The 24,818-nt window shown below is 71.7% G+C and carries 25 protein-coding genes; 16 read left to right on the top strand and 9 right to left on the bottom strand.

Annotation, left to right across the window (positions count from 1 at the left end; all coding sequences use genetic code 11):
- Positions 1–109: 109 nt before the first annotated feature.
- A complete protein-coding gene (locus tag OG599_RS21535; RefSeq protein ID WP_327177612.1) occupies positions 110–385 on the top strand; it encodes a hypothetical protein in 276 nt (91 codons plus the stop codon).
- A 245-nt stretch (positions 386–630) separates the two neighbouring features.
- On the opposite strand, the gene OG599_RS21530 is transcribed toward OG599_RS21535, so the two are convergent.
- A complete protein-coding gene (locus OG599_RS21530; protein ID WP_327180126.1) occupies positions 631–1,293 on the bottom strand; it encodes a hypothetical protein in 663 nt (220 codons plus the stop codon).
- Positions 1,294–1,562: 269 nt separating this feature from the next.
- Entirely contained in the window at positions 1,563–3,209 is a 1,647-nt protein-coding gene (locus tag OG599_RS21525) for a family 20 glycosylhydrolase (RefSeq protein WP_327177611.1), read from the bottom strand.
- Between the two features lie 548 nt (positions 3,210–3,757).
- Between OG599_RS21525 and OG599_RS21520 the strand changes: the two genes are divergently transcribed.
- The 6 genes from OG599_RS21520 to OG599_RS21495 all read left to right on the top strand — a co-directional run bounded on the left by OG599_RS21520 (position 3,758) and on the right by OG599_RS21495 (position 8,627).
- Positions 3,758–4,348 carry a 2-oxo-4-hydroxy-4-carboxy-5-ureidoimidazoline decarboxylase gene (locus OG599_RS21520; protein ID WP_327180125.1) on the top strand — a complete coding sequence of 197 codons (591 nt, stop codon included), beginning with the start codon at positions 3,758–3,760 and terminating at the stop codon, positions 4,346–4,348.
- Positions 4,349–4,483: 135 nt separating this feature from the next.
- On the top strand, positions 4,484–4,864 hold the full coding sequence (gene sdhC, locus OG599_RS21515) for a succinate dehydrogenase, cytochrome b556 subunit (protein WP_327177610.1): 381 nt from the start codon (positions 4,484–4,486) through the stop codon (positions 4,862–4,864).
- Between the two features lie 5 nt (positions 4,865–4,869).
- Positions 4,870–5,346: a succinate dehydrogenase hydrophobic membrane anchor subunit gene (locus OG599_RS21510; protein ID WP_327177609.1), complete on the top strand. Its 477-nt coding sequence runs from the start codon at positions 4,870–4,872 to the stop codon at positions 5,344–5,346.
- A 29-nt stretch (positions 5,347–5,375) separates the two neighbouring features.
- A complete protein-coding gene (sdhA, locus tag OG599_RS21505) occupies positions 5,376–7,136 on the top strand; it encodes a succinate dehydrogenase flavoprotein subunit (protein WP_327177608.1) in 1,761 nt (586 codons plus the stop codon).
- Positions 7,136–7,903, top strand: a complete 768-nt coding sequence (locus OG599_RS21500) for a succinate dehydrogenase iron-sulfur subunit (protein ID WP_327177607.1) — start codon at positions 7,136–7,138, stop codon at positions 7,901–7,903. Before sdhA ends, OG599_RS21500 begins: the two co-directional genes overlap by 1 nt.
- 142 nt (positions 7,904–8,045) lie before the next feature.
- Positions 8,046–8,627 carry a hypothetical protein gene (locus tag OG599_RS21495; RefSeq protein WP_327177606.1) on the top strand — a complete coding sequence of 194 codons (582 nt, stop codon included), beginning with the start codon at positions 8,046–8,048 and terminating at the stop codon, positions 8,625–8,627.
- A 54-nt stretch (positions 8,628–8,681) separates the two neighbouring features.
- Here OG599_RS21495 and OG599_RS21490 read toward each other — a convergent pair whose 3' ends face one another.
- Positions 8,682–9,197, bottom strand: a complete 516-nt coding sequence (locus OG599_RS21490; protein WP_327177605.1) for a MarR family winged helix-turn-helix transcriptional regulator — start codon at positions 9,195–9,197, stop codon at positions 8,682–8,684.
- A gap of 104 nt (positions 9,198–9,301) precedes the next feature.
- Here OG599_RS21490 and OG599_RS21485 point away from each other — a divergent pair, with 104 nt between their 5' ends.
- The 6 genes from OG599_RS21485 (at position 9,302) to OG599_RS21460 (ending at position 14,896) form a co-directional block, all read left to right on the top strand.
- The gene (locus tag OG599_RS21485; protein WP_327177604.1) at positions 9,302–10,732 is read left to right on the top strand and encodes an MFS transporter; all 1,431 of its coding nucleotides are present in this window, start codon (positions 9,302–9,304) and stop codon (positions 10,730–10,732) included.
- The gene (locus OG599_RS21480; RefSeq protein ID WP_327177603.1) at positions 10,696–11,124 is read left to right on the top strand and encodes a hypothetical protein; all 429 of its coding nucleotides are present in this window, start codon (positions 10,696–10,698) and stop codon (positions 11,122–11,124) included. The genes OG599_RS21485 and OG599_RS21480 overlap by 37 nt, the downstream gene beginning before the upstream one ends.
- Positions 11,125–11,129: 5 nt before the next feature.
- Entirely contained in the window at positions 11,130–11,621 is a 492-nt protein-coding gene (locus tag OG599_RS21475) for a thiol-disulfide oxidoreductase DCC family protein (RefSeq protein ID WP_327177602.1), read from the top strand.
- Between the two features lie 256 nt (positions 11,622–11,877).
- The gene (locus tag OG599_RS21470; RefSeq protein ID WP_327180124.1) at positions 11,878–12,537 is read left to right on the top strand and encodes a TetR family transcriptional regulator; all 660 of its coding nucleotides are present in this window, start codon (positions 11,878–11,880) and stop codon (positions 12,535–12,537) included.
- Positions 12,538–12,658: 121 nt separating this feature from the next.
- Positions 12,659–13,138: a MarR family winged helix-turn-helix transcriptional regulator gene (locus tag OG599_RS21465; RefSeq protein WP_327177601.1), complete on the top strand. Its 480-nt coding sequence runs from the start codon at positions 12,659–12,661 to the stop codon at positions 13,136–13,138.
- A gap of 171 nt (positions 13,139–13,309) precedes the next feature.
- Positions 13,310–14,896 carry a DHA2 family efflux MFS transporter permease subunit gene (locus OG599_RS21460; RefSeq protein WP_327177600.1) on the top strand — a complete coding sequence of 529 codons (1,587 nt, stop codon included), beginning with the start codon at positions 13,310–13,312 and terminating at the stop codon, positions 14,894–14,896.
- A 148-nt stretch (positions 14,897–15,044) separates the two neighbouring features.
- Here OG599_RS21460 and OG599_RS21455 read toward each other — a convergent pair whose 3' ends face one another.
- The 3 genes from OG599_RS21455 to OG599_RS21445 all read right to left on the bottom strand — a co-directional run bounded on the left by OG599_RS21455 (position 15,045) and on the right by OG599_RS21445 (position 18,634).
- Positions 15,045–16,598 carry an ABC transporter substrate-binding protein gene (locus OG599_RS21455; protein ID WP_327177599.1) on the bottom strand — a complete coding sequence of 518 codons (1,554 nt, stop codon included), beginning with the start codon at positions 16,596–16,598 and terminating at the stop codon, positions 15,045–15,047.
- A gap of 339 nt (positions 16,599–16,937) precedes the next feature.
- The gene (locus OG599_RS21450) at positions 16,938–18,278 is read right to left on the bottom strand and encodes a metallophosphoesterase (RefSeq protein ID WP_327180123.1); all 1,341 of its coding nucleotides are present in this window, start codon (positions 18,276–18,278) and stop codon (positions 16,938–16,940) included.
- Between the two features lie 110 nt (positions 18,279–18,388).
- Positions 18,389–18,634: an SCO4848 family membrane protein gene (locus OG599_RS21445; protein WP_327177598.1), complete on the bottom strand. Its 246-nt coding sequence runs from the start codon at positions 18,632–18,634 to the stop codon at positions 18,389–18,391.
- Positions 18,635–18,863: 229 nt separating this feature from the next.
- Between OG599_RS21445 and OG599_RS21440 the strand changes: the two genes are divergently transcribed.
- Entirely contained in the window at positions 18,864–20,210 is a 1,347-nt protein-coding gene (locus OG599_RS21440; RefSeq protein WP_327177597.1) for a D-alanyl-D-alanine carboxypeptidase family protein, read from the top strand.
- Here the strand turns inward: OG599_RS21440 and OG599_RS21435 are convergent.
- Positions 20,158–21,117, bottom strand: coding sequence for a YihY/virulence factor BrkB family protein (locus tag OG599_RS21435; RefSeq protein WP_327177596.1), 960 nt, complete (start codon positions 21,115–21,117; stop codon positions 20,158–20,160). The genes OG599_RS21440 and OG599_RS21435 overlap by 53 nt on opposite strands.
- Before the next feature lie 170 nt (positions 21,118–21,287).
- On the opposite strand from OG599_RS21435, the gene OG599_RS21430 reads away from it, so the two are divergent.
- Positions 21,288–22,643, top strand: coding sequence for an FAD-binding oxidoreductase (locus OG599_RS21430; RefSeq protein ID WP_327177595.1), 1,356 nt, complete (start codon positions 21,288–21,290; stop codon positions 22,641–22,643).
- A 44-nt stretch (positions 22,644–22,687) separates the two neighbouring features.
- Complete coding sequence (locus tag OG599_RS21425) at positions 22,688–23,449, top strand: decaprenylphospho-beta-D-erythro-pentofuranosid-2-ulose 2-reductase (RefSeq protein WP_327177594.1); 762 nt, start codon at positions 22,688–22,690, stop codon at positions 23,447–23,449.
- Positions 23,450–23,487: 38 nt separating this feature from the next.
- Here the strand turns inward: OG599_RS21425 and OG599_RS21420 are convergent, their stop codons facing one another.
- Together OG599_RS21420 and OG599_RS21415 are read right to left on the bottom strand one after the other, a co-directional pair.
- A complete protein-coding gene (locus OG599_RS21420) occupies positions 23,488–24,015 on the bottom strand; it encodes a hypothetical protein (RefSeq protein ID WP_327177593.1) in 528 nt (175 codons plus the stop codon).
- 173 nt (positions 24,016–24,188) lie between these two features.
- Entirely contained in the window at positions 24,189–24,785 is a 597-nt protein-coding gene (locus tag OG599_RS21415; RefSeq protein WP_327177592.1) for a 2'-5' RNA ligase family protein, read from the bottom strand.
- Positions 24,786–24,818 lie beyond the last annotated feature (33 nt).

Below are 24,818 nucleotides of genomic sequence, written 5' to 3'. Positions count from 1 at the left end.
CCCAGCCCTCGTACGGTCCCGATCCTGCGCACGACCGACGCCTTCTGAAAGCAGGGCGCGGTGGGTCAACGCCCGGAGCGGGCCTGCCCAGTCGTACGGAGGAGAGCGCATGGAACGCACCACGCACGTCAGCAGCGACGGACGCCGCCGGGTCGACGGCATCGGCCCGTCCGTGATACCCGGCTGGGAACTCGTCTACGACCACCCGGACGACCATGCCCAGGTCATCCGCAGGGAAGAAGGCACCTACGCCCTGGCCTGCACGTTGCACCGACACGCAAAGGCCCTGTCGACGCAGAACGAGGAACGCCCCTGGCGCGAGAGCGGCGGATGGTGCCCTGGAAGCGTGGCCGGACTGCATCCGGTCGCGGACGACACTCACTGAACTCTCGGACCGGACAGGAACCCTGGGCATACGCGCCTGGCTGTTCGTCCTGGCCGCGCACCACTGGCCGACCAGCATCCGCGAGAAGTCACCCCAGAACTGGCCCGCGACAGCGACCTCGCGCTGCTCCTGAAGCGCTGCTCCTGAAGCGCTGCTCCTGAAGCGCTGCTCCTGAAGCACGCGGAGTTGCGATCGCGTGCTTCAGGAGGTGCGTGACGCGGCGGACGGAAGTTCCGCCCGCCCCCTCAGGCCTGGTTGCGTGCCCGGCGGGACATGACGGCGCGCAGCACCCGGCGGCCCTCCGTCGAGTGGTCGAGCGCCCGCCGCAGGCCCGCGCCGCTGCCGGGCGAGCCGGCGGTCTCGGCGAGGATCTCCAGCAGCTCGCGCTGGCGGCGCAGTTCGCCCGCGACGAGTGGGCCCGCGTCGGCCTCGGCCCCGGCGGAGCCGATCCTCAGCAGCTCCAGGGCTTCCCGTTCACCGCTCCGCGGCGCTTCCTCCGGGTCCCCCGCGTCCGCCGCAGGGGCGTCCGCGTCCGGGGTGGGCGGCTGGTCGGCCCGCCGGTGGATCTCCAGGGAGAGCAGGGAGCAGGCGTCGGCCCAGGCGCGCAGGGGGCCGGCCTCGAAGGTCTCCGGGGCGGCGTCCAGCGTCGCGCGGATGCGGGCGAGGAACGCGCCGGCCGCCTCCCCGTCACCGGGGCCGGGCGGCGGGTCCAGGGCCGCGACGGTCTCGCGCGCGGCGGCGAGGCGGGCCGCCCACGCGGTGCCGTCCTCGCAACTCGCCCAGAGCGGCCGCAACGGTTCCGGGCCGTCGCCCTCCGGGCCCGGGGGCAGACAGCGGTCGAGGCAGGCGAGGCCGCTCGCGGCCAGTGCACGCGCGTCGGCGCGGGCGATGAGGTCCCACAGGTTCATGACGTACCCCCAGGTCTTCTGTGTCGCGTACAGCGCCGGGTGGCGTGAATACGTCACACGCACCCCGGCCGGAAACGCGCGCCAGGGCGCAGCCGGAGCGCCCCACCAGCCACAACAATCGCAGAAATCGGGAAAAATGACTCCTGTTCGGCGCGATTTTGATGGAGGAAACCGGGCGCGGCTCCCGGTGGCCGGTCCGCGCCCCGGCCACCGGATGGCTTGATTCCGCATGCTGGTTCCGCAGGTTCCCCGCCCGGAGGGGAACGGCCTCACCCCCGCCCGTCGATCTCCGAGGCCAGACCGGTGAACGCCGCCCAGCTCAGCGCCGGCTTCCCCGGTACCCAGAGCTTCTGCGCCGTGGCCTTCAGCGGCATCCGGATGCCCTCGGCCACCTGCGCCGCCGTCTGGGCGTTCGGGAAGTCGCCCCAGACGGCGAACCGGCCGCCCAGGATCTGGTCGGAGTACTTCGCCGGGACCGGCTGGGTGCCGCGCAGGACGAGCGGGGTCCACTGCTCGTAGATCCGCTTCCCGGTCGGGTAGACGAATGCGTTGGGCTGGCCGAGCACGTAGTAGAGGAACTCGTCGTTGAGGTTCACCATCGGGCGCCCCTCGCTCAGGTACGCCTCCGGATCGCGGGCGCCGATCTCCTTGCCCGTCCAGTACTCGATCTCGATCCGCTTGTCCGCCTGTACGGAGCCGCCGCTGAAGAGGCCGTCGTTCCAGGCCTTCGCGGTCATCCCCTTCGGACGGACCACGGCGGCGCGGTCGTTGAGCCAGCCGGTGGCGAGGTCCTCGATGGTGGCTCCGTCGCCGTACTTCTGCCGGGCGGCGGCGAGGAGTTGCGGGTACGAGGCGCCGGGGTCGGGGACCGTGAGCGCCTGGTACTCGTCGGCGCCCAGGTGCCAGGACTTCCCGCCGAAGAGGCCCGTGAACTCGTCGAGCAGCTCGTCGACCAGCTTCGCCGCCCCCGGCTTCGAGATGTCGAGGGACCCCTTGGACGCCGTCCCGGAGACGCTGTGGAGCTGGAGGTCGGGGTGGGCCCGGAGTACGGCACCGAGGTGTCCGGGCGAGTCGATCTCGGGGACCACCTCGATGTGCAGGCTCTTCGCCAGCGCCAGGATCTGCTTCACCTGGGCCTGGCTCAGGTGGTCCTGGGAGACCACCTCGGGGTGCGTGCGGGACTCGATGCGGAACGCCTGGTCGTCGGAGAAGTGCAGGCCGAACTGGTTCATCTTGAGGTCCGCCATCTCGCGGAGCCGGTCCTCGATCCAGTCGACGCTGTACGGCTTGCGCGCGATGTCCAGGTTGAAGCCGCGCTGCGGGCGGTCGGGCCGGTCGTTGACGACGCCTTCGGGGAAGGTGCCGTCGGCGGCGACCGATTGCTTGAGGGTGCGGGTGCCCCAGAAGACACCGGCCTCGTCGGGTCCGCTGATGGCCACCCGGCCGTCCCGCGCGGTGAGGGTGTACGACTCGGCGCCGGTCTTCGCTCCCTTGTCCAGGGAGAGTTCGACGTCACCCGAACGGGCGGCGGTCTCCCCCTTGTAACGCAGCCGCAGCTCCTTGGCGAGCAGCCTGGCCTCGTCGGCGAGGGCGCCGCTGCCGTCGGCGACGACCACCGCGCCGGAGGAGGTGGGCTTCCAGCCGGGGCCGCGCGCGGCGGTGTGCTCGCGCACGGCCGGGATGGTGCGGGGCGCCGCGGAGAGGGCGTAGCTGCGGGTGGGTGACGGGGAGGGCGAGGAGGAACCGGCGGCGGGTGTCGACGCGTCGGGGGACGAGGGGGATATGGAGGACGCCGACGAGGCGGCGTCCCCGGTGGGCTCGGAGCCGCCGTCGTCACCCGAACCGCAGGAGACGAGGGCGAGCGCGGCAGTGGTGGTGAGGGCCGTTGCGGCCAGGACACCGCGTGAGGGGGGCATGGGGTGAAAACCTCCGGGGCGTGGGGGGCGTGGAGGACGGAACATGAGGGACGTAAGGGAAATAAGGGAAGTGAGGGAAATGAGAAGTCCCGGAGACCTGAGGGACCCACGGGATCTGCGGCAAGGACGCACGCCGCACAGATACGCGCTCCGGCGCGCGGACACCGGCCACTCGCCCTCGCTTAGCCCGATCGAGGGATGCGACGATCGGACGGGATGTCAGTCAAACGTTCCGTAACTCTCTCGTTCGGGTGGTTTTCTGGGTTCCGCCGGACGGGTGTCCACTGTCCTCGCTACCGTTGCGGCACATACGCCACTCCCTTCACTTTCGTCCCCCGTGCGAACGCGCCGGCTTGTCGGCCTTCCCGGCCTTCCCGGCCTTCCCGATCTTCCCGACCCCTCTCCAGGGTCCTGATGTTCATTCGTCCGAGGAGTTCACGCTGTCCAGGTCCAGCGAGCCCACCACCGGCAGCGTGCCGGAGCAGGTGCGGCAGACCGGCCGCCGGACGGCCCGTCCCGCCCACGACCGCGCCCCAGGGTCCGCCCCGCTGGACCAGGCCCCATCCCTCCAGGCCACGACCGCCGCGACGGCGACCACGGCCCCGCACGGACTCGCCCGGTTCAACGCGGCTCCGTTCCTGGTGGCGGAGGCCGCCCTGCTGGAGTGCTGCGGCAGCACCCGCTGGGCGCACCGCGTGGCCTCGTACCGCCCGTATCCCGATCTGGACTCCCTGCTCGCCGCCTCCGACGAAGCGGGTTACGACCTGTCTCCCACGGATGTCGCCGAGGCGCTCGCCGGCGAGGCGGGCCCCTCGCTGCGCGAGGACGCGCCCCACGCGGCGCGGTTGGCGTTGCGGGCGGCGCACGCCGCGTACACGACCAAGTTCGGTCACGCGTTCGTGATCTGCCTGGACGGCCACCGGCCCTCCCATCACGTGGACCAGGTGCTCGCCGGCATCAGGGCCCGGCTGGCCCACGACCCGGACGAGGAGCGCTCGGTCACGGCGGAGGAGGTGCGGCGGCTCGCCCGGGAACGCATCATCGAGCTGGTGTCGGCGCCCTCCCCGGGCACGGCAACGGACACGGCCCCGGGCCAGGAAACCCCTAGCCCGTCCGTGGCTGATCGATTGCCTCTTTGATCACAGCAAGGGCCCCGGCGCGAACGAACCGACAAAGCGTCGCTACCATGGCCGGGGCCGGTGGACCGTACCCGGCCGGGTCAGACCGACAGTCAAGCCGGCCGACCCCAATCCCCGCTCCCGGAGGGTTCTTCCGTGCCGGCTGGAACGCTGTACCGCGGCCGGGAAGGCATGTGGTCCTGGGTGGCTCATCGAGTCACCGGTGTCCTCATTTTCTTCTTCCTGTTCGTACACGTCCTGGACACCGCTCTCGTCCGTGTCTCCCCCGAGGCGTACGACGACGTCGTCAACACCTACAAGACCCCGATCGTCGCGCTCCTCGAGTACGGCCTGGTCGCCGCCATCCTGTTCCACGCGCTGAACGGTCTGCGGATCGTCGCCGTGGACTTCTGGTCCAAGGGCCCGCGCTTCCAGAAGCAGATGCTCTGGACCGTGCTGGGCATCTGGATCGTGCTGATGGTGGGGGCCCTGTACCCCGTCCTCGGTCACGCCGTACGTGAAATCTTCGGGAGCTGAGGCCAATGTCGACCGAGACCTCCTCCGCGATCGGTGACGTCGAAGGCGTGAGCCTGTACGACGTCGACCACCCGGCCCCGGTGATCGAGCCCCCGCGCAAGCGGACCGGCAAGACCCCGAAGTCGACGCGTGGCAACTTCGAGATGTACGCCTGGCTCTTCATGCGCCTGTCGGGCATCGTGCTGGTCGTCCTCGTCATCGGTCACCTGCTGATCCAGCTGGTGCTCGACGGCGGCGTCTCCAAGATCGGTTTCGCCTTCGTGGCGGGCCGCTGGGCTTCGCCGTTCTGGCAGGTCTGGGACCTGGCGATGCTCTGGCTCGCCATGCTCCACGGCTCCAACGGCCTCCGTACGGTCATCAACGACTACGCCGAACGGGCGAACACCCGCTTCTGGCTCAAGATGCTCCTGTACACCGCCACGGTCTTCACCGTCCTGCTGGGCACGCTGGTGATCTTCACCTTCGACCCGAACATCCGCTAGGCACCGGGCCAGAGGGACCAGAGGAAATCATGCAGATCCACAAGTACGACACCGTCATCGTCGGTGCCGGCGGCGCCGGTATGCGCGCGGCCATCGAGTCCACGAAGCGCAGCCGCACCGCGGTGCTGACGAAGCTCTACCCCACCCGCTCCCACACGGGCGCCGCGCAGGGCGGCATGGCCGCCGCGCTGGCGAACGTGGAGGAGGACAACTGGGAGTGGCACACCTTCGACACGATCAAGGGCGGCGACTACCTGGTCGACCAGGACGCCGCCGAGATCCTGGCGAAGGAGGCCATCGACGCCGTCCTCGACCTGGAGAAGATGGGCCTGCCGTTCAACCGCACGCCCGAGGGCCGTATCGACCAGCGCCGTTTCGGCGGGCACACCCGCAGCCACGGTGAGGCCCCCGTCCGCCGGTCCTGCTACGCCTCGGACCGTACGGGCCACATGATCCTCCAGACGCTGTACCAGAACTGCGTCAAGGAGGGTGTGGAGTTCTTCAACGAGTTCTACGTCCTGGACCTCCTGCTCCAGGAGGACCCCGAGACCGGCGTGAAGAAGTCCGCCGGCGTCGTGGCGTACGAGCTCTCCACGGGCGAGATCCACGTCTTCCAGGCGAAGGCGATCATCTTCGCCTCCGGCGGCACCGGCAAGTTCTTCAAGGTGACGTCGAACGCGCACACCCTGACCGGTGACGGTCAGGCCGCCGCGTGGCGCCGCGGGCTGCCGCTGGAGGACATGGAGTTCTTCCAGTTCCACCCGACGGGCATCTGGCGCATGGGCATCCTGCTGACGGAGGGCGCCCGCGGTGAGGGCGGCATCCTCCGCAACAAGGACGGCGAGCGCTTCATGGAGAAGTACGCGCCGGTCATGAAGGACCTCGCGTCCCGTGACGTCGTGTCCCGCTCCATCTACACGGAGATCCGTGAGGGCCGCGGCTGCGGTCCCGAGGGCGACCACGTCTACCTCGACCTCACGCACCTCCCGCCGGAGCAGCTGGACGCGAAGCTCCCGGACATCACGGAGTTCGCGCGTACGTACCTCGGCATCGAGCCCTACACGGACCCGATCCCGATCCAGCCGACCGCGCACTACGCCATGGGCGGCATCCCGACCAACGTCATGGGCGAGGTGCTCGCGGACAACACGACCGTCGTCCCGGGCCTGTACGCCGCGGGCGAGGTCGCGTGCGTGTCCGTGCACGGTGCCAACCGTCTGGGCACCAACTCGCTGCTCGACATCAACGTCTTCGGACGCCGGTCGGGCATCGCCGCCGCCGAGTACTCCGCGGAGAACGACTTCGTCGCGCTTCCCGAGAACCCGGCGCAGATGGTCGTCGACCAGGTCGAGCGCCTGCGGAACTCCACCGGTACCGAGCGCGTCTCGGAGATCCGCCTGGAGCTCCAGGAGTGCATGGACGCCAACGTGATGGTGTTCCGCACCGAGCAGACGATCAAGACGGCGGTCGACAAGATCGCCGAGCTGCGCAAGCGCTACCTGAACGTGTCCATCCAGGACAAGGGCAAGCGGTTCAACACGGACCTGCTGGAGGCCGTCGAGCTGGGCAACCTGCTCGAACTGGCCGAGGTCATGGCGACCTCCGCGCTGGCCCGCAAGGAGTCCCGCGGCGGTCACTACCGCGAGGACTTCCCGAACCGCGACGACGTCAACTTCATGCGCCACACCATGGCGTACCGCGAGGTCGCGGCCGACGGCACCGAGTCGATCCGGCTCGACTACAAGCCGGTCGTCCAGACCCGCTACCAGCCGATGGAGCGTAAGTACTGATGGCTACCCCGACCCTGGAGAAGACGAGCGCCCCCGAGCCCGGCTTCGCCGACACCCCGTACATCACGGCCACGATCCGGATCCGCCGCTTCAACCCGGAGGTCTCCGAGGAAGCGGTCTGGCAGGACTTCCAGATCGAGATCGACCCGAAGGAGCGTGTCCTCGACGCCCTTCACAAGATCAAGTGGGAGCAGGACGGCACGCTGACGTTCCGCCGTTCCTGCGCGCACGGCATCTGCGGCTCCGACGCGATGCGGATCAACGGCAAGAACAGGCTCGCCTGCAAGACGCTGATCAAGGACATCAACCCGGAGAAGCCGATCACGGTCGAGGCCATCAAGGGCCTCACGGTCCTCAAGGACCTCGTGGTCGACATGGACCCGTTCTTCCAGGCGTACCGCGACGTCATGCCGTTCCTGGTCACCAAGGGGAACGAGCCGACCCGCGAGCGCCTGCAGTCCGCCGAGGACCGCGCGCGCTTCGACGACACCACCAAGTGCATCCTGTGCGCCGCGTGCACGTCCTCGTGCCCGGTGTTCTGGAACGACGGCCAGTACTTCGGCCCGGCGGCGATCGTCAACGCGCACCGCTTCATCTTCGACTCGCGCGACGAGGCCGGTGAGCAGCGGCTGGAGATCCTCAACGACCGTGACGGCGTGTGGCGTTGCCGTACGACCTTCAACTGCACGGACGCCTGCCCGCGTGGCATCGAGGTCACCAAGGCCATCCAGGAAGTGAAGCGCGCGCTGATCACGCGTCGCTTCTGATCCGGCCGGTCCGACGGGAGGCCCCGTCCACCGCACGCGAAGGCGTCGGTGGGCGGGGCCTCCTGCTGCGCCCGCGGGGCCGCGACGGTACGGTCGGGTGCCCGGTACCGCACGGGGGCCGGCCGAATGAACGGGGAACGTGGTGAGCGAGCCGAATCCGTACGCGGGTGACGCCTACAAGTGGGGTCCGCCCCAGCAGCCGGCCAACCCGCCCACGGTGGCTGACGGTCAGGGGTACGGCTACCCGGCGGGCGGCCCGCCCGCGTACGACACACCCGCGTACGGCTACCCGCAGCCGGGCCCGGGGTACGGCTACCCGGGGCCCGGGCAGCAGCCCGGGCAGGGCGGCAACTTCCCCGTCCCGCACCAGGGTTACGCGGGCGCGCCGACGCTCACCATCGGCGACATAGCCGTCGTGAACGACTCCGTGGTCACGCCCTCCGGGACGATGCCGCTCCGGGGTGCGGTGTGGACGGCGACGGACATGTCGCGCACCGAGGAGAAGATCCCGCCGGTGGCGATCGTGCTGGCGATCGTGTTCGCCCTCTTCTGCCTGGTGGGCCTGCTCTTCCTCCTGATGAAGGAGAAGAAGACCACCGGGTTCGTCCAGGTGACGGTGACGAGCGGCGGCCGTCACCACTCGACGATGATCCCCGCGATGAACCCGAACACGTTCCCCATGCTCATGTCGCAGGTCAACACCGCGCGTTCGATGAGCGTCTGAACAACTCCCGTGTCCGAACGGCCCGTTCCCGGGACGCCTCGCCCCGGCCGCTGCTCAGGGGCGGGTCGTACGCGGCGCCGGGCCGCCCTCGGCGGCCAGCAGGACCCGCCGCAGCAGGGAGTTGAGCAGGACGCGTTCGTCCGCGTCCAGGGCGTCGATCAGCCGGGTCTCCTCGTGGCCGAGGTAGTCCATGGTGCCCCGCCAGGTGGCCCGGCCGGCCGGGGTGAGCTCCACGACGACCCTGCGCCGGTCGGTGGTGGAGGGGGTGCGGCGGACATAGCCGCGGCCCTCCAGCACGTCGAGCCGCCCGGTGACCGAGGCCGGCGCCAGGTCGAGCGCGGCGGCCAGCTCGGACGGGGCGGCGGCGCCCCCGCGCCCGGCCAGCTCGTGGAGGGTCTCGAACTCCGGGCGGTCCAGGTCGGCGTCGGTGAGCGACTGCTCCCGCACCCGGCGCAGATGCGCCGTGATCTTCTGCATCCGGGTCACCGCACCCTCGACGTGAGGATCGAGTCCAGGAAGCACCGGCTTCCACCGCTCTATGTGACTGTCGACCCGGTCGCGTGGCTGCATGGCGGAATGGTACGCCCGCGGGAACCGGCTCCCGGCGCCGCCCAGTTCTTACGAGAACCCGTATTTCGGAGGCGAATCATTCGGTTCCGAAATATATTGTGTCCATGTCATCGCACCCCTTACGTACGCGCTCCTTCGCGCTGCTCTTCACCGGTACGACCCTCTCGCTCGCAGGTGACGCGGCCGTACCGGTCGCCCTCACCCTCGCCGTCTGGGCGGCGACCGGATCGAGCGGCGCACTCGCCCTCGTCCTGACCTGCGCGCTGGTCCCCAAGATGCTGCTGCTGCCTCTGGGCGGGGTGGCCGGCGACCGGTTCGACCCGAGGACCGTCGCGCTGACCACCAACGTCGTACGGGCGGCGGGCCAGGTCTTCGTCGGCCTGGAACTCCTGGGCGGGCATCCGCATCTGTGGCAGATCGCCGCCGCCGAGGCGGTGGGCGGCGCGGCCGGGGCCTTCGCCATGCCCACCACCTCGCCGCTGGTCCGGGGCACGGTGGACGCGTCCCAACTGCTGCGCGCCAACGCGCTGATCGCCTCGGCGAACGGCGCCGTACGCCTCGGCGGGCCGGCCGTCGGCGGCACGCTGGTCCTCACCGCCGGGCCCGGCTGGGCGTTCCTGCTCGACGGCGCGAGCTTCGCCGTGTGCGCCGCCCTGCTGGCCGCGATCCGGGTGCGGCGCGTCCGGGTCCCGCACTCCTCGATCGTCCGGGACCTCAAGGAAGGCTGGAGCGAGGTCCGCTCACGCGACTGGTACGCGTCCACGCTGATCGCGCACGGGGTCTGGAACGGCGCCGCCGCCACGCTGGCCACCCTCGGCCCCTCGATGGTCATCGGCGAACCGGGCGGCCGGGGGTCGTGGGTCGCTTTGATGCAGACCGGCGCGGTGGGCCTGCTCGCGGGCTCGTTGCTGGCCGGCCGGGCACGGCCACGGCGTCCGCTACTGGTCTCCACCCTCGGCCTCGCGACGTACGCCCTGCCGCTGGCGCTGCTCGCCGCCTCGGCCCCGTCCTGGGCGACCGTCACCTCGTACGGGCTCGCCCTCGCCGGCCTCGGCTTCCTCGGCCCGGTCTGGGACACCTCGGTGATGGCGGCGGTCCCGGAGCAGGTACTGGCCCGGGTGACCTCGTACGACTGGCTGATCTCGATCGCCGCCATGCCCCTGGGGTACACCCTCGCCCCGCTGGCGGCCTCCGTCACGGGCCCCGCACTCCCGCTCGGCGTGGCCGCCGCGGCGGTACTGGCAGCCTGCCTGGCCACGGCGGCGCGGCCGAGCGTCCGGCACTTCACGGCGACCCCGGCGTGCCCGGTGTGCCCGTGGCCACCCCGGGCACACCGGAAGCAACGCCGGAGGTCGTACCCGAGGCCGCGTCCGGAGCCGGCGGGGTGCGTGTGCCCCCACCGGGCGGGCAGGCGGCCCCGACCTCTTCTTGAACATGTTCAAGAAGAGGTCTACAGTCCACGACAAGAGGTTTTGAACACGTTCAAGGGGGCTGGGGCATGGACCTCACCGTGGTCGCGTACGTCATCTATCTGATCGTCAGCGTGGCACTCACCGTCTGGGTGGCGCGCACGCTGAGCCGCAACGGACGCGTCTTCATCGCGGACGTCCTGCGGGGCAACGAGAAGCTCGCCGACGCCGTGAACCACCTGCTGGTGGTCGGGTTCTACCTGGTGAACCTGGGCTTCGTGACGCTCTATCTGCGCAACACCGACGACATCGCGGACGCCCGCGAGCTCTTCGACGCGCTCTCGCCGAAGCTCGGCGTCGTCCTGCTGGTGCTCGGCGCCATGCACCTGGGCAACGTCTTCGTCCTGAACAAGATGCGCCGCCGGGGCCTGATGGAGCGTGAGCAGACCCCGCCGGTAGCGCCGCAGGGCTGGACCGGGCCGCAGGGCCCGTGGGCGGCACCCGCCACGGGGAAGTGACCGGGATGCCCGGCGAGGTAGCGGAAGTGGTCTCGGGGGCGCCGGGCGAGGGGGTGTCCGCCACGGGGGCGGACACCCCCTCGCCCGTGCGGATCGCGGTCCACCGGCTCACCGTGCTGTACGACGCGCAGTGCTCGCTCTGCGTCCACCTACGCCACTGGCTGCGGGGTCAGCGCCAGCTCGTGCCGTTGGAGCTGGTGCCCGCCGCGTCCGAGGAGGCCCGCCGGCGCTTCCCGGAACTGGACCACGCGGCGACGCTGGAGGAGATCACGGTGGTCGGCGACCAGGGGCAGGTGTACCTGGGGGCGGCGGCGTGGGTCGTCTGCCTCTGGGCGCTCGCCGAGCACCGGCCGAAGGCGCACTGGCTCAGCAGCCCGGCGGCCGCGCCGTTCGCCCGGGGAGCGGTGCTGGCCGCCGCGAAGTACCGGTCGATGACGGCCGAGTCCTGTGGCCCGGGCGGCGCCTGCGCGGTCCCGGTGCCGGAAACGGGCGGATAGCCTTGGGGCCGTGGCGAAGGACGAGAAGCACGAGGCAGACGCGCTGGACGCGCGGGGCGCGGCGGGCGGCCGGGTGACCGGCTCACGCGCGGCACGGAAGGCGGCGGCGCCCCGGGAGACCGGGACGACCGCCGCCGACTCCCCCGCCGGCCTCGCCGCTCCGCCGGCCGCCGAGGCCGGGGGCGGCGCCGAGGCCGAGGAGAGCGGCGAGAAGGCCGGCCGGTCCTCCGCGAAGAGCGAGCAGACCCGCACGGTCATCCTGGAGACGGCTCTGCGCCTCTTCCAGGAGCGTGGTTACGACAAGACCACCATGCGGGCCATCGCCCAGGAGGCGGGCGTCTCGGTCGGCAACGCGTACTACTACTTCGCGGGCAAGGAACACCTCGTCCAGGGGTTCTACGACCGCATCGGCGCGGAACACCGGGCCGCCGCCCGGATCGTCCTGGACCGCGAGACCGATCTGGAGGCCCGCCTCGCGGGAGTGCTGACGGCCTGGCTGGACGTGGCCACCCCGTACCACGAGTTCGCGGCGCAGTTCTTCAAGAACGCGGCGGACCCGGACAGTCCGCTCAGCCCCTTCTCCGCGGAGTCGGAACCGGCCCGCGAGGCCGCCATCACCCTCCACCGCGAGGTGCTGGCGGGCTCGAAGGCGAAGGTCCCCGAGGAGCTGGCGGACGCCCTGCCGGAGCTGATGTGGCTCTCCCAGATGGGCCTGGTCCTGTACTGGGTGTTCGACCGCACGCCGGACCGCGAGCGCACCCGCAGGCTCGCCCTCCGGGGCGCCCGGCTCACCACCCGGGGTGTCGCGCTGGCGCGCTTCCGGGTGCTGCGCCCGCTGGTGCGCGAGGTGCACGAGCTGTTCACGGACTTCCTGCCGGGGATGGCCACGGCGGCGGTGGCGCACAAGAAGAGCTGACGGCCGCACGTCAGGGAAACCCCTGGGGAGCGCACGGTCCCGGGCGGAAGAGCACGGAAGCACGTGGCCGGGCAGTCACCTCCTTTGACATATCTATGACGTCAGACCTAAAGTTCGGACCATGCCCGCCCCCGGTGCGTCCACGCAGGACGAGGACTCCGCAGCGTCCGCGCTCGCGTCGGTCCTGCCTGCGCTGAACCGGGCTCTCGACCGGCGGATCGCCCAGGACTTCCCGGGCCCCAAGCCGCCGGAGGGGCAGCTCGCGCTGCTGCGCTTCGTGTCGCAGTACGAGGGTTCCACCGTGCGCGAGGCGGCCGACGCGCTGCTGATGCGGCCGAACAACGTGAGCGCCCTGGTCTCCCGGCTCACCGGGTCCGGGCTGCTGGAGCGCCGCCCCGACCCCGCGGACAAGCGGGTCGCGCACCTGTACCCGACGCCCCGGGCCCGTCGTGAGCTCGCCGAGGTCCGGCGCCTCCAGGGGGTCCACCTCGCCCGCGCGCTGGAGTCCCTCACCGACGGCGAGCAGGGCGCGCTGGGGTCGGCGCTCGGCGCCCTGAACTCGCTGACGGACGCGCTGCACCCGGCGCCCGCGGCCGAGTAACCCTCCCGCCCAGGACGTCTCCGGACCTCCCGCCCGCACACCACCCCTCGCGGTGCCGCGGGCCGCTCCGGCGTTCCCGGCCGTACCCCCGGACACCCCGGGGGCGGACGACGTGCGCCGGGCTCCCCGCAACCCCTCTCTCCCTCTCCCTGCGAAGGACACGGCACACCCATGCCCTCCACCACCGTGGATTCCTCCTCCCTGCCCGCTTCCTCCCCGCCGCCGACGGCGACGTCCGCGGGCCGCCGCGCGAATCCGTGGCTGACACTCATAGCCGTCGCCTTCGGCCTGTTCATGGTCCAGCTCGACGCGTCGGTCGTGGCCATCGCCAATCCCGAGATCGGCCGCGCGCTCAAGGCGTCCACGGCCGGCCTCCAGTGGGTGACCAACGCGTATCTGCTGGCCCTCGCCGCCTCGCTGATCCTGGGCGGCAAGCTCGGCGACCGGTTCGGCCGGCGCACCTACTACCTGGTGGGGGTCGTCGGGTTCACGCTCGCCTCGGTCGCCATCGGCCTGTCCGGCTCGATCGAGGGCGTCATCGTGTTCCGGGCGCTCCAGGGCTTCTTCGGCGGTCTGCTGATGCCGAACACCCTGGGCCTGCTCCGCGCGGTCTTCCCGCCGCGCAAGTTCGGCATGGCGGTCGGCCTGTGGGCGATGGTCTCGGCCGTCTCCACGGCGCTCGGCCCGATCGTCGGCGGTCTGCTGGTCGAGCACGTGAGCTGGGAGTCGGTGTTCTGGATCAACGCGCCCATCGGCCTGCTCGCGGTGCTGGTCAGCGCGTTCGTACTGCCGCAGAGCAAGGACTCCACCGGACACCACCGCTTCGACGTCGCCGGGGTGGTGCTTCTCGCGGCCGGGCTGATCTGCGTGGTGTTCGGCGTGGTCAAGGCCGAGACCTGGGGCTGGACTTCGGCCGCGACGCTCTCCACGGTCCTCGCGGGCGTCCTGGTCCTGGTGGGCTTCGGGTTCCACGAGACGCGGCAGGAGCATCCGCTGCTGCCGATGCGACTGTTCCGCATCCGGTCCCTGACGGTCGGCACGGTCATCACCGCGCTGAACTTCTTCGTGCTGCTCGGCGTGATCTTCTTCGTGATGCTCTACCTCCAGAACGTGCGGGGCTTCTCGCCGGTGGAGGCCGGGGTGCGCACCCTGCCGCTCAGCCTCGCCTCGCTGGTGGCCTCCCCGCTGGGCGCCGCGCTGACGGGCCGTTTCGGAGCGCGGCTGACCATGCCGCTGGGCATGGTGCTGCAGGCCGGCGCGACCTTCACCATGCTGACCTGGGACACCGGTTCGTCGTACGCGACGATGTGGCCGCCGTTCGTCGCACTCGGCCTGGGGGTCGGCATGGTCCTCGCCGCCTCCTCGGACGCGATCGTGGGGCAGGCGCCGGTCAGGGACGGCGGTGTGGCCGGCGGCCTCCAGGCCACCGCGCTGCAGATCGGCGGGGCGCTGGGCACCTCGGTGCTGGTCTCGCTGATCAGCGGCCGGGTCGGCGCCACCCTCGTCGGCGAACTGACCGGTGCGGGGGTGCCCGCCCGGGTCGCGGAGGGCATGGCCGGAGCCGGGGACGCGGTGTCCATGGGCGTCGCCCCGGTCTCCGGCGCGATGTCCGCCCCGCTGCGCGCGGCCGTGGTGGAGGGCAGTGGGCAGGCGTTCATGAACGGCGTGCACACCGCCGTGACCGTCACCGGCGTGCTCTGCCTGTTCGGCGCGGCCGTCGCGGCGGTCGGCCTGCGCCGCGGGCCCACCGCCCACTGACGGGGCCCGTCTCCGGTGCGTACGTACGACGACGGCCCGCCCGCGGAAGAGAATCCGCGGGCGGGCCGTCGTGCGAGGGGCGTGCGGGTGGCCCGTGCAGGGCCGCCCGCCGGATCGGACGCGCTTCCGGATCGGAGGCGCTGCCGGATCAGATGCGCTTCAGCTCCCAGAGGCGCCAGACGCCGGTGCTGTCGGAGAGGTACTGCGAACCGGAGATCCCGGTCTTGGCGACGACGTAGTCCTTCTTCTGCCACAGCGGGACGAGCGGCACGTCCTGGCCGACGATGTCCTGGATCTTCTGGAAGTCGTTCGAGGTGCGGCCTCGGTCCTCGAACCCCTGGGTGTCGGCGACCAGCGCGTCCAGCTTGGGGTTGGAGTAGCCGTTGTGGAGGCTGTTGTCGGTGCCGACGAGCGGCCCGCCGAAGGTGTCGGGGTCGGGGTAGTCGGGGAGCCAGCCGACGGTGTACGCGTCGTACTTGCCGGACGCGTACCCCTTCTGGAAGTCCTCCCACTTCACGGCCTTCGCGTCGACCGCGAAGAGTCCGTCCTTCTCCAGCTGGCGCTTGATCTCGGCGGTCTCCGCGGTGCTCGCGCCGTCCGCGCGGTACGCGAAGTCGATGTGCACCGGGGTCTCGACGCCGGCCTCCTGCAGCAGTTCCTCGGCCTTGTTCACGTCGGGCTGCGGGTAGTCGTCGAAGAACGGCGTCGAGTGGCCGATGGTGCCCTGCGGGATCAGGGAGTAGAGCGGCTCGACCGTGGAGTCGTAGACGTCGCTCACCAGCGGACCGCGGTCGATGGTCCAGGCGATGGCCTGCCGGATGCGCTTGTCCGAAAGCGTCGCGCCCGGACGGACGTTGAAGACCATGTTGCGGATCTCGGCGCTGTCCGTCTCCGTGACCTGGACATCGGGGTCGGTCGTGTTGATCTTGCTGATCTGGGCCGGCGGCAGCTGGCGGTGGGTCACGTCGAGGCCGCCCGCCTTCCAGGCGGCGAGGAGCTTGTCGGAGGTCTCGTAGTACCGGACGTCGATCGCCGCGTTGACGTTCTTGATCGAACCCCGGTAGCTGGGGTTGGGCGTCATCGAGGCCTTGACGCCGTCCTCGTAGGACTTCAGGACGTACGGCCCGGAGCCGTCCACCTTGTTGCCCGTACGGATCTTGTCCTTCGGGTACACCGCCGAGTCGACGATCGCGCCGGCGCCGGTGGCGAGCTTCGCGGGGAAGGTCGCGTCACGGGCGGACAGGTTGAAGGTGACGTCCCGGCCGTCGGCGACCACGTTCCGCAGGCTCGGGAAGAGCACCGCCGGGCCGACGTCCGAGTTGATCTTCATCATCCGGTCGAAGGAGAACTTGACGTCCTTCGCCGTGACCTTGTGACCGTTGGAGAAGGTCAGGTCGTCCCGCAGCGTGCAGCGGTACGTCGTGAGCTTCTGGCCGATGAACTCGCAGCTCTCCGCGGCTTCCGGCTCGGGGACGATGGCTCCGGACTTGAACGTCATCAGAGTCTGGTACAGGTTGCTGAAGAGGGCCCAGGATCCCGCGTCGTACGCACCTGCCGGGTCGAGCGAGGTGACCTCGTCGACAGTACCCACAGTAATCGGCTTGCCACCCTCCCCGTCGGAGGGGAGAAGCTGCCAGGCCCCGACCCCTGCGATGATCAGTACCGCGCATATCGCAAGAATCCGTACCCGGATCGAACGCATTGCCGTGCTCTCCCTTACCAGCCCCGCCGCGGTCGACGCACCCATACGCGCACATCACCGCATGTTCGCGCTCACCTAATCACACGATTTTCGCATCTGGAAGCCCAAACGGGTGACCTACGGTCTTTTGATTGACACTTGAAACCCAAGCCGTCAAGAGGCCCGATTCACCTGTCCATTGAGTGGGACAACCGTCACGCGGGGTGACGAAAACGGGCCGATCGGGGGTGCGGTCAGCGAACTGACGTATCGCCAAGTCGACTTTCTCGCACCGGGTTTCACCGGTGGCAATACGCACCGAAGGCGCATAACGGAGTGAGGGCCTGAAAGGGGGACGGATCAGGCCTGCCGGGAGGCCAGCTCCACCACGGTGATGTCGGAGGGCGCTCCGACCCGGACCGGTGGGCCCCAGGCACCCGCGCCGCGCGAGACGTAGAGCTGGGTGTCGCCGTACCGTTCGAGCCCGGCGACGGTCGGGTTGGCGAGCTCCGCGACGAGGTTGCCGGGCCAGAGCTGCCCGCCGTGGGTGTGGCCGGAGAGCTGGAGGTCCACGCCGTGCGCGACGGCGTCGTCGATGACGATCGGCTGGTGGGCCAGGAGGACGGCGGCCCGCGCCGGATCCCGGTCGCCGAGCGCGCGGTCGAAGTCGGGCCCCTGCCCCTCGCTCTCCCCGGCGACGTCGTTGACCCCGGCCAGGTCGAAGCCGTCGATCTCCACCCGGGCGTTCTCCAGCGGGTGCAGGCCCAGTTCGCGCACGTGGGCGACCCACTCGGCGGCGCCGGAGAAGTACTCGTGGTTGCCGGTGACGAAGAAGCTGCCGTGCCGGGCTTCCAACTCCGCCAGCGGTTCGGCGGCGGAGCCGAGGTCCGCGACCGAACCGTCCACCAGGTCGCCGACGACCGCGATCAGGTCGGGCCGGGTCGCGTTGACCGCGTCGACCACGCGGCGGGTGTGGGCGCGGCCGAGGATCGGGCCGAGGTGGATGTCGCTGACGACCGCGATCCGGAAGCCGTGCGCGGAGCGCGGCAGCTTGGCCAGCGGCACGGTGATCCGCTTGGTGCGGGGGCCCCGCAGCACGCCGTAGGTGCCGTACCCCACCGTCCCGAACCCGGCGACGGCCGCCGCACCGCCGACCGCCCGCGCGACGAAGAGCCGCCGGGACGGGGCGGGGACGGCGGAGGCCGGGGCGGTGGGCGCGGGGGCGTCGGGACGCCGGGGGTCTGAAGGCGGGGCATCGGAAGGCGGGGCGTCCACCGCCGGGGCCGCCGGCTCCGGGACCGTACGGGCGGGGGCGCCGGACGGCACGCGTACCTCGGCACTCTCCCGGGCGGCGCCGCCGCTCCCCCCGGCGGCGCGCTCCGGCCGGCGATGGTCGAGGGCCCGGCGGAGCACCGGCCGGACCGCCTCGCCGACGAGCAGCGCGAGCGTCAGGTAGAGCAGGCAGGCGAGCCAGAGGTACCCGGGCCAGGCGAGCACCCGTTGCAGCCAGAAGGGGGCGCCGGCCTGCCCCGAGACGAGCGCGCCGACACTGAGCAGCGGCAGCACGAAGGCGGCGACCGTGCCCAGGCGCCGGAGCACGGAGCCCTGGGCGGTGGTGTCACCGACGAAGCGGCGCCAGAGATAGCGGTGCACACCGGCGAGCAGCGCCACCACCACGATCAGAACCACCACGAACACCACGGCCACTGCCACTCCCCCGCCCGATGCCGCCGCACGCGTGCTCCGTGCGACTCGTTCCCGCCCGCCGTACGCCCTCTGCCGGTGTCCGGCGGCTCCCGGCCGGACACCGCCTACGCGCGTTCGGTGCGAAGCGCCTTGAGTCCGCGGAACCCGATGAAGCCCACAGCCGTCCCCAAGAGGAACGAGGTGATCGCGAGGAGCAGGTGGACCCAGAAGTAGGCGGTCGGATCGCCCGCGTCGTCGAACGCGAGTCCACTGCCGTCCTTCCAGAGATTCTTAGCGAAAGTCACCCAGATCACCCACGACCAGACACCGAACGCGAGCAGGAACCAGGAGACGGGACGACTGAGCTTCATGGACCCAGTATCGCCGCCCGGCGCCCGTTCCCCCGCCGGGGGTGCCCCGGTCCCTCCCCCTCCCCGGGCGGGCCGGACGGAGGGACGACGGGCGTCTTCTTCCTGGCGGTACGTCAGGAACGGCGGCGCGGGCAGCACCGGCGGCGAGGGTGGGCTGTCCTGGCGGTACGCACGGCGGGTCAGGGGCTCAGGGTCCCCATTCACACCGGGGCCCTGTACGTTTCCGACCGTGCCTGCTCTGAAAAAGACCGCGCTGACGGTCATCTGCGCCACCTTGATGTCCACATTTGCCCTGGGTCCGGTGGCCTTCGCCGCGGACAAGGACAAGGACGACGACAAGCAGCCGAGGCCGACCCTGCCGATGTCGAGCATCGGCGGGCCGCAGCTCGCGAAGGAGGGCACCCAGGTGAACCCGGGGCCGGGCGCCCCCGCGCTGCCCGGGGAGCTGACCGGCCGCTCCTGGATCGTGGCGGACGCCGAGAGCGGGGACGTCCTCGCGGCGCACAACGCCCACTGGCGGCTGCCGCCGGCGTCCACACTGAAGATGCTCTTCGCGGACACCGTGCTCCCGGCGCTCCAGCCCTCGACGCTGACCCACAAGGTGACCGACGCCGAACTGGCCGGCCTCGGCGACGGCAGCAGCCTGGTGGGCGTCAAGGAGGACCAGACCTACACGGTCCACGACCTCTGGCTCGGCGTCTTCCTGCGCTCAGGCAACGACGCGGTGCACGTCCTCGCCTCGATGTACGGCGGCCTGCAGGGCGGCACCGGTGCGACCGACGGGGAGAGCGGCGCCGAGGAGCCCGGCGGCGAGGAGGCCGCCGTCGCGAAGACCGTGGCCGCGATGCAGCAGCACGCCGACGAGCTCCAGGCCCTCGACACCACCGTGGTCACGCCGGACGGCTACGACGCCCCGAACCAGGTGTCCAGCGCGTACGACCTCACCCTCTTCGCCCGCAGCGGGATGCAGAAGAAGGACTTCCGCGAGTACGCGGCGACCGCCACGGCCGACTTCCCGGGCGAGGAGAAGGACGGCAAGCGCGAGTCCTTCGAGATCCAGAACACCAACCGGCTGCTCACCGGGGACGTCGGCATCGAGCCGTACAAGGGCATCGCGGGCGTCAAGAACGGCTACACCAGCCACGCGGGCAACACCTTCACCGGAATCGCCGAGCGCGACGGCCGGGTGCTGCTGGTGACCGTCATGAACCCGTCGTCCGACGTGGGCCACGCGGTCTACAAGGAGGCGGCCTCGCTCCTGGACTGGGGCTTCGCGGCGAGCGGGAAGGTGACCCCGGTCGGCGAGCTGGTACCGCCGAAGTCGGCGGACACCGGCAGCGGTACGGACTCCGGATCGGACACCGGCACCGGTGCGGGCAAGGGGCCGCAGGCCGCCGCCGGGGCGAAGCCGCAGAAGACCGCGGCGAAGGCCGCCGCGGCCGACGCGCCGTCCGACGGCATCGGCATCGCGCTGGCCGTGGTCGGCGGGGTACTGGTGGTGCTCGCGGCGGGCGTGTTCCTGGTCAACCGGCGCTGGCCGCTGCCGGACCTGGTCCGGCGTCGCCCCCGCCCGTAGCGGGCTCCTCCTTCTCCTGCCTCTCTTCCTTGTCCCGCTCGCTGCCGGTGGCCTCCTCCTTGCTGCCGGTGGCGGTCCAGGCGGCGCAGACAAGGAGCAGCTTGGCGGTGAAGTTGATCCACAGGAGCAGGGCGATGGGCACGCCGAAGGCGCCGTACATGCTCTTGGACGCGACGCCGCTCATGTAGCTGCCGAGCAGGAGTTTGAGGAGTTCGAAGCCGACCGCGCCGACCAGGCAGGCCACCACCAGCCGGCGGCGCGGCGGTTCCACTCCGGGCAGCAGGGTCAGCAGGTAGAGCAGCAGCAGGAAGTTGGCCACCACGGCGACCGCGATGGCGGCGGCCTGGAGCAGGACGCCGCCCGCGCCGTCCTCGGGGATGCCGATCCGGTCGGCGGTCCAGCCGACCGCGGTGGAGCCGACGGTGGAGAGGACGAGGGTCAGCAGCGCGGCGCCGCCGAGGCCCACCAGCAGTCCGGCGTCCTTGAGCTTGCGGACGACCGGGTTGCCGTCGTCCTGGTCGTCGATGCCCCAGACCGCGCGCAGGCAGTCGCGGAGCGAGCCGACCCAGCCGACGCCGGTGAAGAGGAGCAGCGCACCGGCGACGACCCCGACGGTCCCGGCGTGCGCGACGAGGTTGTCGATGCCGAGCTGGTCGGAGATGCCGGGGACCTGCTCGGCGGTCTTCTGCTCGATCGTGTCGAGCTGGTCGTCGCTCAGGAGCGCGGCGCCGACGGCGGCGCCGACGGCGATCAGCGGGAAGAGCGCGAGGAAGCTGATGAAGGTGATGGCCGCCGCGAGCCGCGCCCAGTGGACCCGTTCCAGGGTTTCGTAGGAGCGCCAGGCGTGCGTCTCCATGAGGCGGGCGAGCAGCGGGCCGACCGCCGGGAGTCTCTTCAGCCAGTCCATGACGTACGCGTACCCTCCGGGACCCCGAAAACCTGTGGACGGGACGCACACTTCCGTGTGGCGGGAGAAGTTCGACGCCCGCGGGTGCTGACACTCACTCCACCACCCGTTCCGGTGAGTCCTGTAACAAATGCCCCAAAGAGGTTTTCTCGGGCGATACGGTCATCCGCATGTCCGTCGACACGGTGTCCTTGAGCGGCTCCGGCCGCACCGCCCCGACCACCGCCGTACGGTTCTCTCCGCGTACGTACGAGGAGGCGGCCGACGTCGTGCGCGGGCGCGGGCCCCGGGGTGCGATCGCCCGGGGACTCGGGCGCGCTCCGGGGGACGCGGCGCAGAACGCCGGCGGCTCCGTCCTCGACATGGGCGCGCTGGACCGGGTCCGCTCCTTCGACGCGGCCACCGGCACCGTGGTCTGCGACGCCGGTACACGACTGGACCGGCTGGCCGAAACGCTGCGGCCGTCCGGCTGGTACCTCCCGGTGGTGCCCGGCGACCGCCGGATCACGGTGGGCGGGGCCATCGGCTCCGACGTGCACGGTCACGACCACCGCACGGCCGGGTCCTTCACCCGGCACGTGACGGCGATGGAGCTGCTGACGGCGGACGGCTCGGTCGTCACGCTGCTGCCGGGCACCCCGCTCTTCGACGCCACGGCGGGCGGCCTCGGGCTGACCGGGATCATCCTCGCCGCCACCCTGCGCTGCCGCCGGATCGCCACCTCGCTGATGGTCGTGGACACCGAACGGGCGGCGGACCTCGACGATCTGCTCGCCCGGATGGCGGGGAACGCCACCCGCCCGACGTACGAGAGCGCCTGGATCGACCTGATGGCGCGCGGGCGGGCCACCGGCCGCTCGGTGCTGGTCCGGGGCGCGCACGCACCGCTCGCCGCGCTGCCGGCCCGCGACCGCCGGGCCCCGCTCGGCCTGCCCGCACTGCTGCCGCCGCTGCCTCCCGTGCCCGCCTTCGCGCCGGCGGGCCTGCTCGGCCGCACCGCGATGGGTCTGGTCAACGAGGTGCGCCACCGCGCGGCGCCCCGCGCGCGTACCGGCGCGCTGCGGAGCTTCGACGCCTTCTTCCGCTCCCCCGAGGCGCTGCCCCGGACGCCCGCGCCCGCCGGGCGGGGCGGCTTCGTGCGCTACCAGTTCGCGGTCGGCCCCGGCCGGGAGGAGACCCTCCACCGGGTGGTGCGCCGGCTCTCCACCCGGGCCTGCCCGTCCTCGGTCGCGGTGCTGGAACGGCTCGGGGCGAGCGGGCCCGGCCGGCTGTCGTTCCCGATGCCCGGCTGGTCCCTCGCCGTGGACGTACCGGCCGGGCTACCGGGCATCGGGCGCTTCCTGGACGGGCTGGACGACGAGGTCGCCGCCGCCGGGGGGCGGGTCGGCCTGGCCCGGGACTCCCGGCTGCGGCCGGAGCTGCTGGCCGTGATGTACCCGCGGGTGGCGGAGTTCCGCGCGCTGCGGGCCGAGACCGACCCGACCGGCGCGTTCCGCTCCGACCTCGCGCGCCGGCTCGGGCTCTGAACTCCCCACCCCATCCCGCCTCACGACCAGCCAGGAGTGTTCCCGTGAAGGACGCCTTCGGTGCCCCGCAGTCCCTGCTCGTCCTCGGCGGCACCTCGGAGATCGGGCTGGCCACCGCCCGTCGGCTGATCGCCCTGCGCACCCGTACGGTCCGGCTGGCCGGACGCCCGTCGGCGGCGCTGGAGGCGGCGGCGGACGAGCTGCGCGGGCTGGGCGCCCAGGTCTCCACGGTGGAGTTCGACGCGCTGGACCCGGAGTCGCACGCCCCGGGGCTCGGCAAGGTGTTCGCGGAGGGCGACGTGGACATGGTGCTGCTGGCCTTCGGCATCGCGGGTGACCAGGCGCGCGACGAGGAGGACCCGGCCGCCGCCGCGCTGGTCGCGCGGACCAACTACGCGGGAGCGGTCTCCGCCGGTCTGGTGTGCGCGGGCGCGCTCCAGGCGCAGGGCCACGGGTCGCTGGTGGTGCTCTCCTCGGTCGCCGCCGAACGCGCCCGGCGCGAGGACTTCATCTACGGCTCCAGCAAGGCGGGCCTGGACGTCTTCGCGCAGGGCCTCGGCGACGCGCTGTACGGCAGCGGGGTGCAGGTGCTGGTGGTGCGGCCGGGGTTCGTGCGTACCGCCCGTACGGCCGGGCAGCAGGAACCGCCGCTGGCCACCACCCCGGAGGAGGTCGCCGACGCGATCGTCACGGGCGTGCGGCGGGGCGCGGAGACGGTCTGGGTGCCGGGCGGGCTGCGGGTGGTGATGGCGGCGCTGCGGCATGTCCCCCGCCCGCTCTTCCGCCGGCTCCCCGCCGGGCTCTGAGGCTCAGAGGTAGCCCTGTCCGCCGGCAGTCCTGTCCGTCAGTACCCCTGTCTGCGGGACCAGGCGAGCATCCGGGCCGCGCCGATGAGGAAGGTCGCCGACCAGGTCACCACGAAGGCGACCACCACCCAGAGGTTCCCGGTGACCATTCCGGCGCCCAGCAGGAAGAACGACACGACGGCCAGCAGGGCGAACGTCCGGCGGGACCTGATCAGCCGGCCGAATCGGCCGGGGCGGTGCGGGGTGCCCGGGATCTCGGCGAGCCGGTCCGGTGCGGGGCCGCCCGGGGCGGCCGGTCCCCCCGGCGGTGCTCCGGCCAGGGGCTGCCGGTGCGCTTCCCTCTCGGGGCCGCTCCTGCGGGGGCTCGCTCGTCCGGGGGCCGCGCCGGGGCCGTCGCCGGGGCGCTTGCGGGGTGGCTTCTCCAGGAGGTCGCGCTCGCCCTCCACGTCACGCTCGCCTTCGACGTCGCGCCCGAACTGGACGGCGGGATCGTCCGGGAAGTCCCGCGCGAGCGAGGCTTCCAGTTGCGCCAGGATCTGGCGTTCACGGCTGGAGAGCGGGACCACGCGGACCACCTCCGCGACAGTGACGGATGACGGAACGACGTCCGGGCCGTCGCTCCTCCCTGTGGAGAAAATTTTCCCACTCGAACGGCCCACTGTCCCTCCGGCACCGGAGGCCCCAGGTCAGGACGGCCGTGGAGGTCGGGACGGGCCCGAGGTCAGGACCGGCCCGGGGGTCAGGACAGGCCGTGGAGCGAGGGCTCGTCGGCGGAGAAGCCGCTCTGGACGGGCACGGCGGGCGTGCCGCCGCCCGCGCCGAACGGGAACTCGTTGATCTTGCGCCAGACGCTGTCCGTGCCCTGCTCGTACAGCGCGAAGGAGGTGCAGGTCCAGGCCGCCTCGTACGCCGCGAGCTCCTCGTAGGCCCGGTCCATCGCCGCCTCGTCGATGGCGTGCGCGACGGTGACGTGCGGGTGGTACGGGAACTGGAGCTCACGGGTCAGCGGCCCCGAGGCGTCCCGGACGCGCTGCTGGAGCCAGGCGCAGGAGGAGGCGCCTTCGACGACGCGGACGTAGACGACGGGCGAGAGCGGGCGGAAGGTCCCGGTCCCGCTCAGCCGCATCGGGAAGGGCCGGCAGTCGGCGGCGATCCTGCCGAGGTGCGCCTCGGCGGCCGGCACCTCGTCGGCCTTCGCCTCGGTCGGCGGCAGCAGGGTGACGTGCGTGGGGATGCCGTGCGCGGCCGGGTCCCCGAAGCCGGCACGTCGCTGCTGGAGCAGGGTGCCGAAGGGCTCCGGGACCGCGATCGAAACGCCGAGCGTTACGGTCCCCACGTCGTTCTCCTCTGTCGTCGATCGATGGTGCTC

The sequence above is a fragment of the Streptomyces sp. NBC_01335 genome, from assembly GCF_035953295.1.
GTDB lineage: Bacteria > Actinomycetota > Actinomycetes > Streptomycetales > Streptomycetaceae > Streptomyces.
The sequence above is the reverse complement of the archived record's forward strand: the minus strand, read 5'-3'. Positions and strand labels throughout refer to the sequence as shown.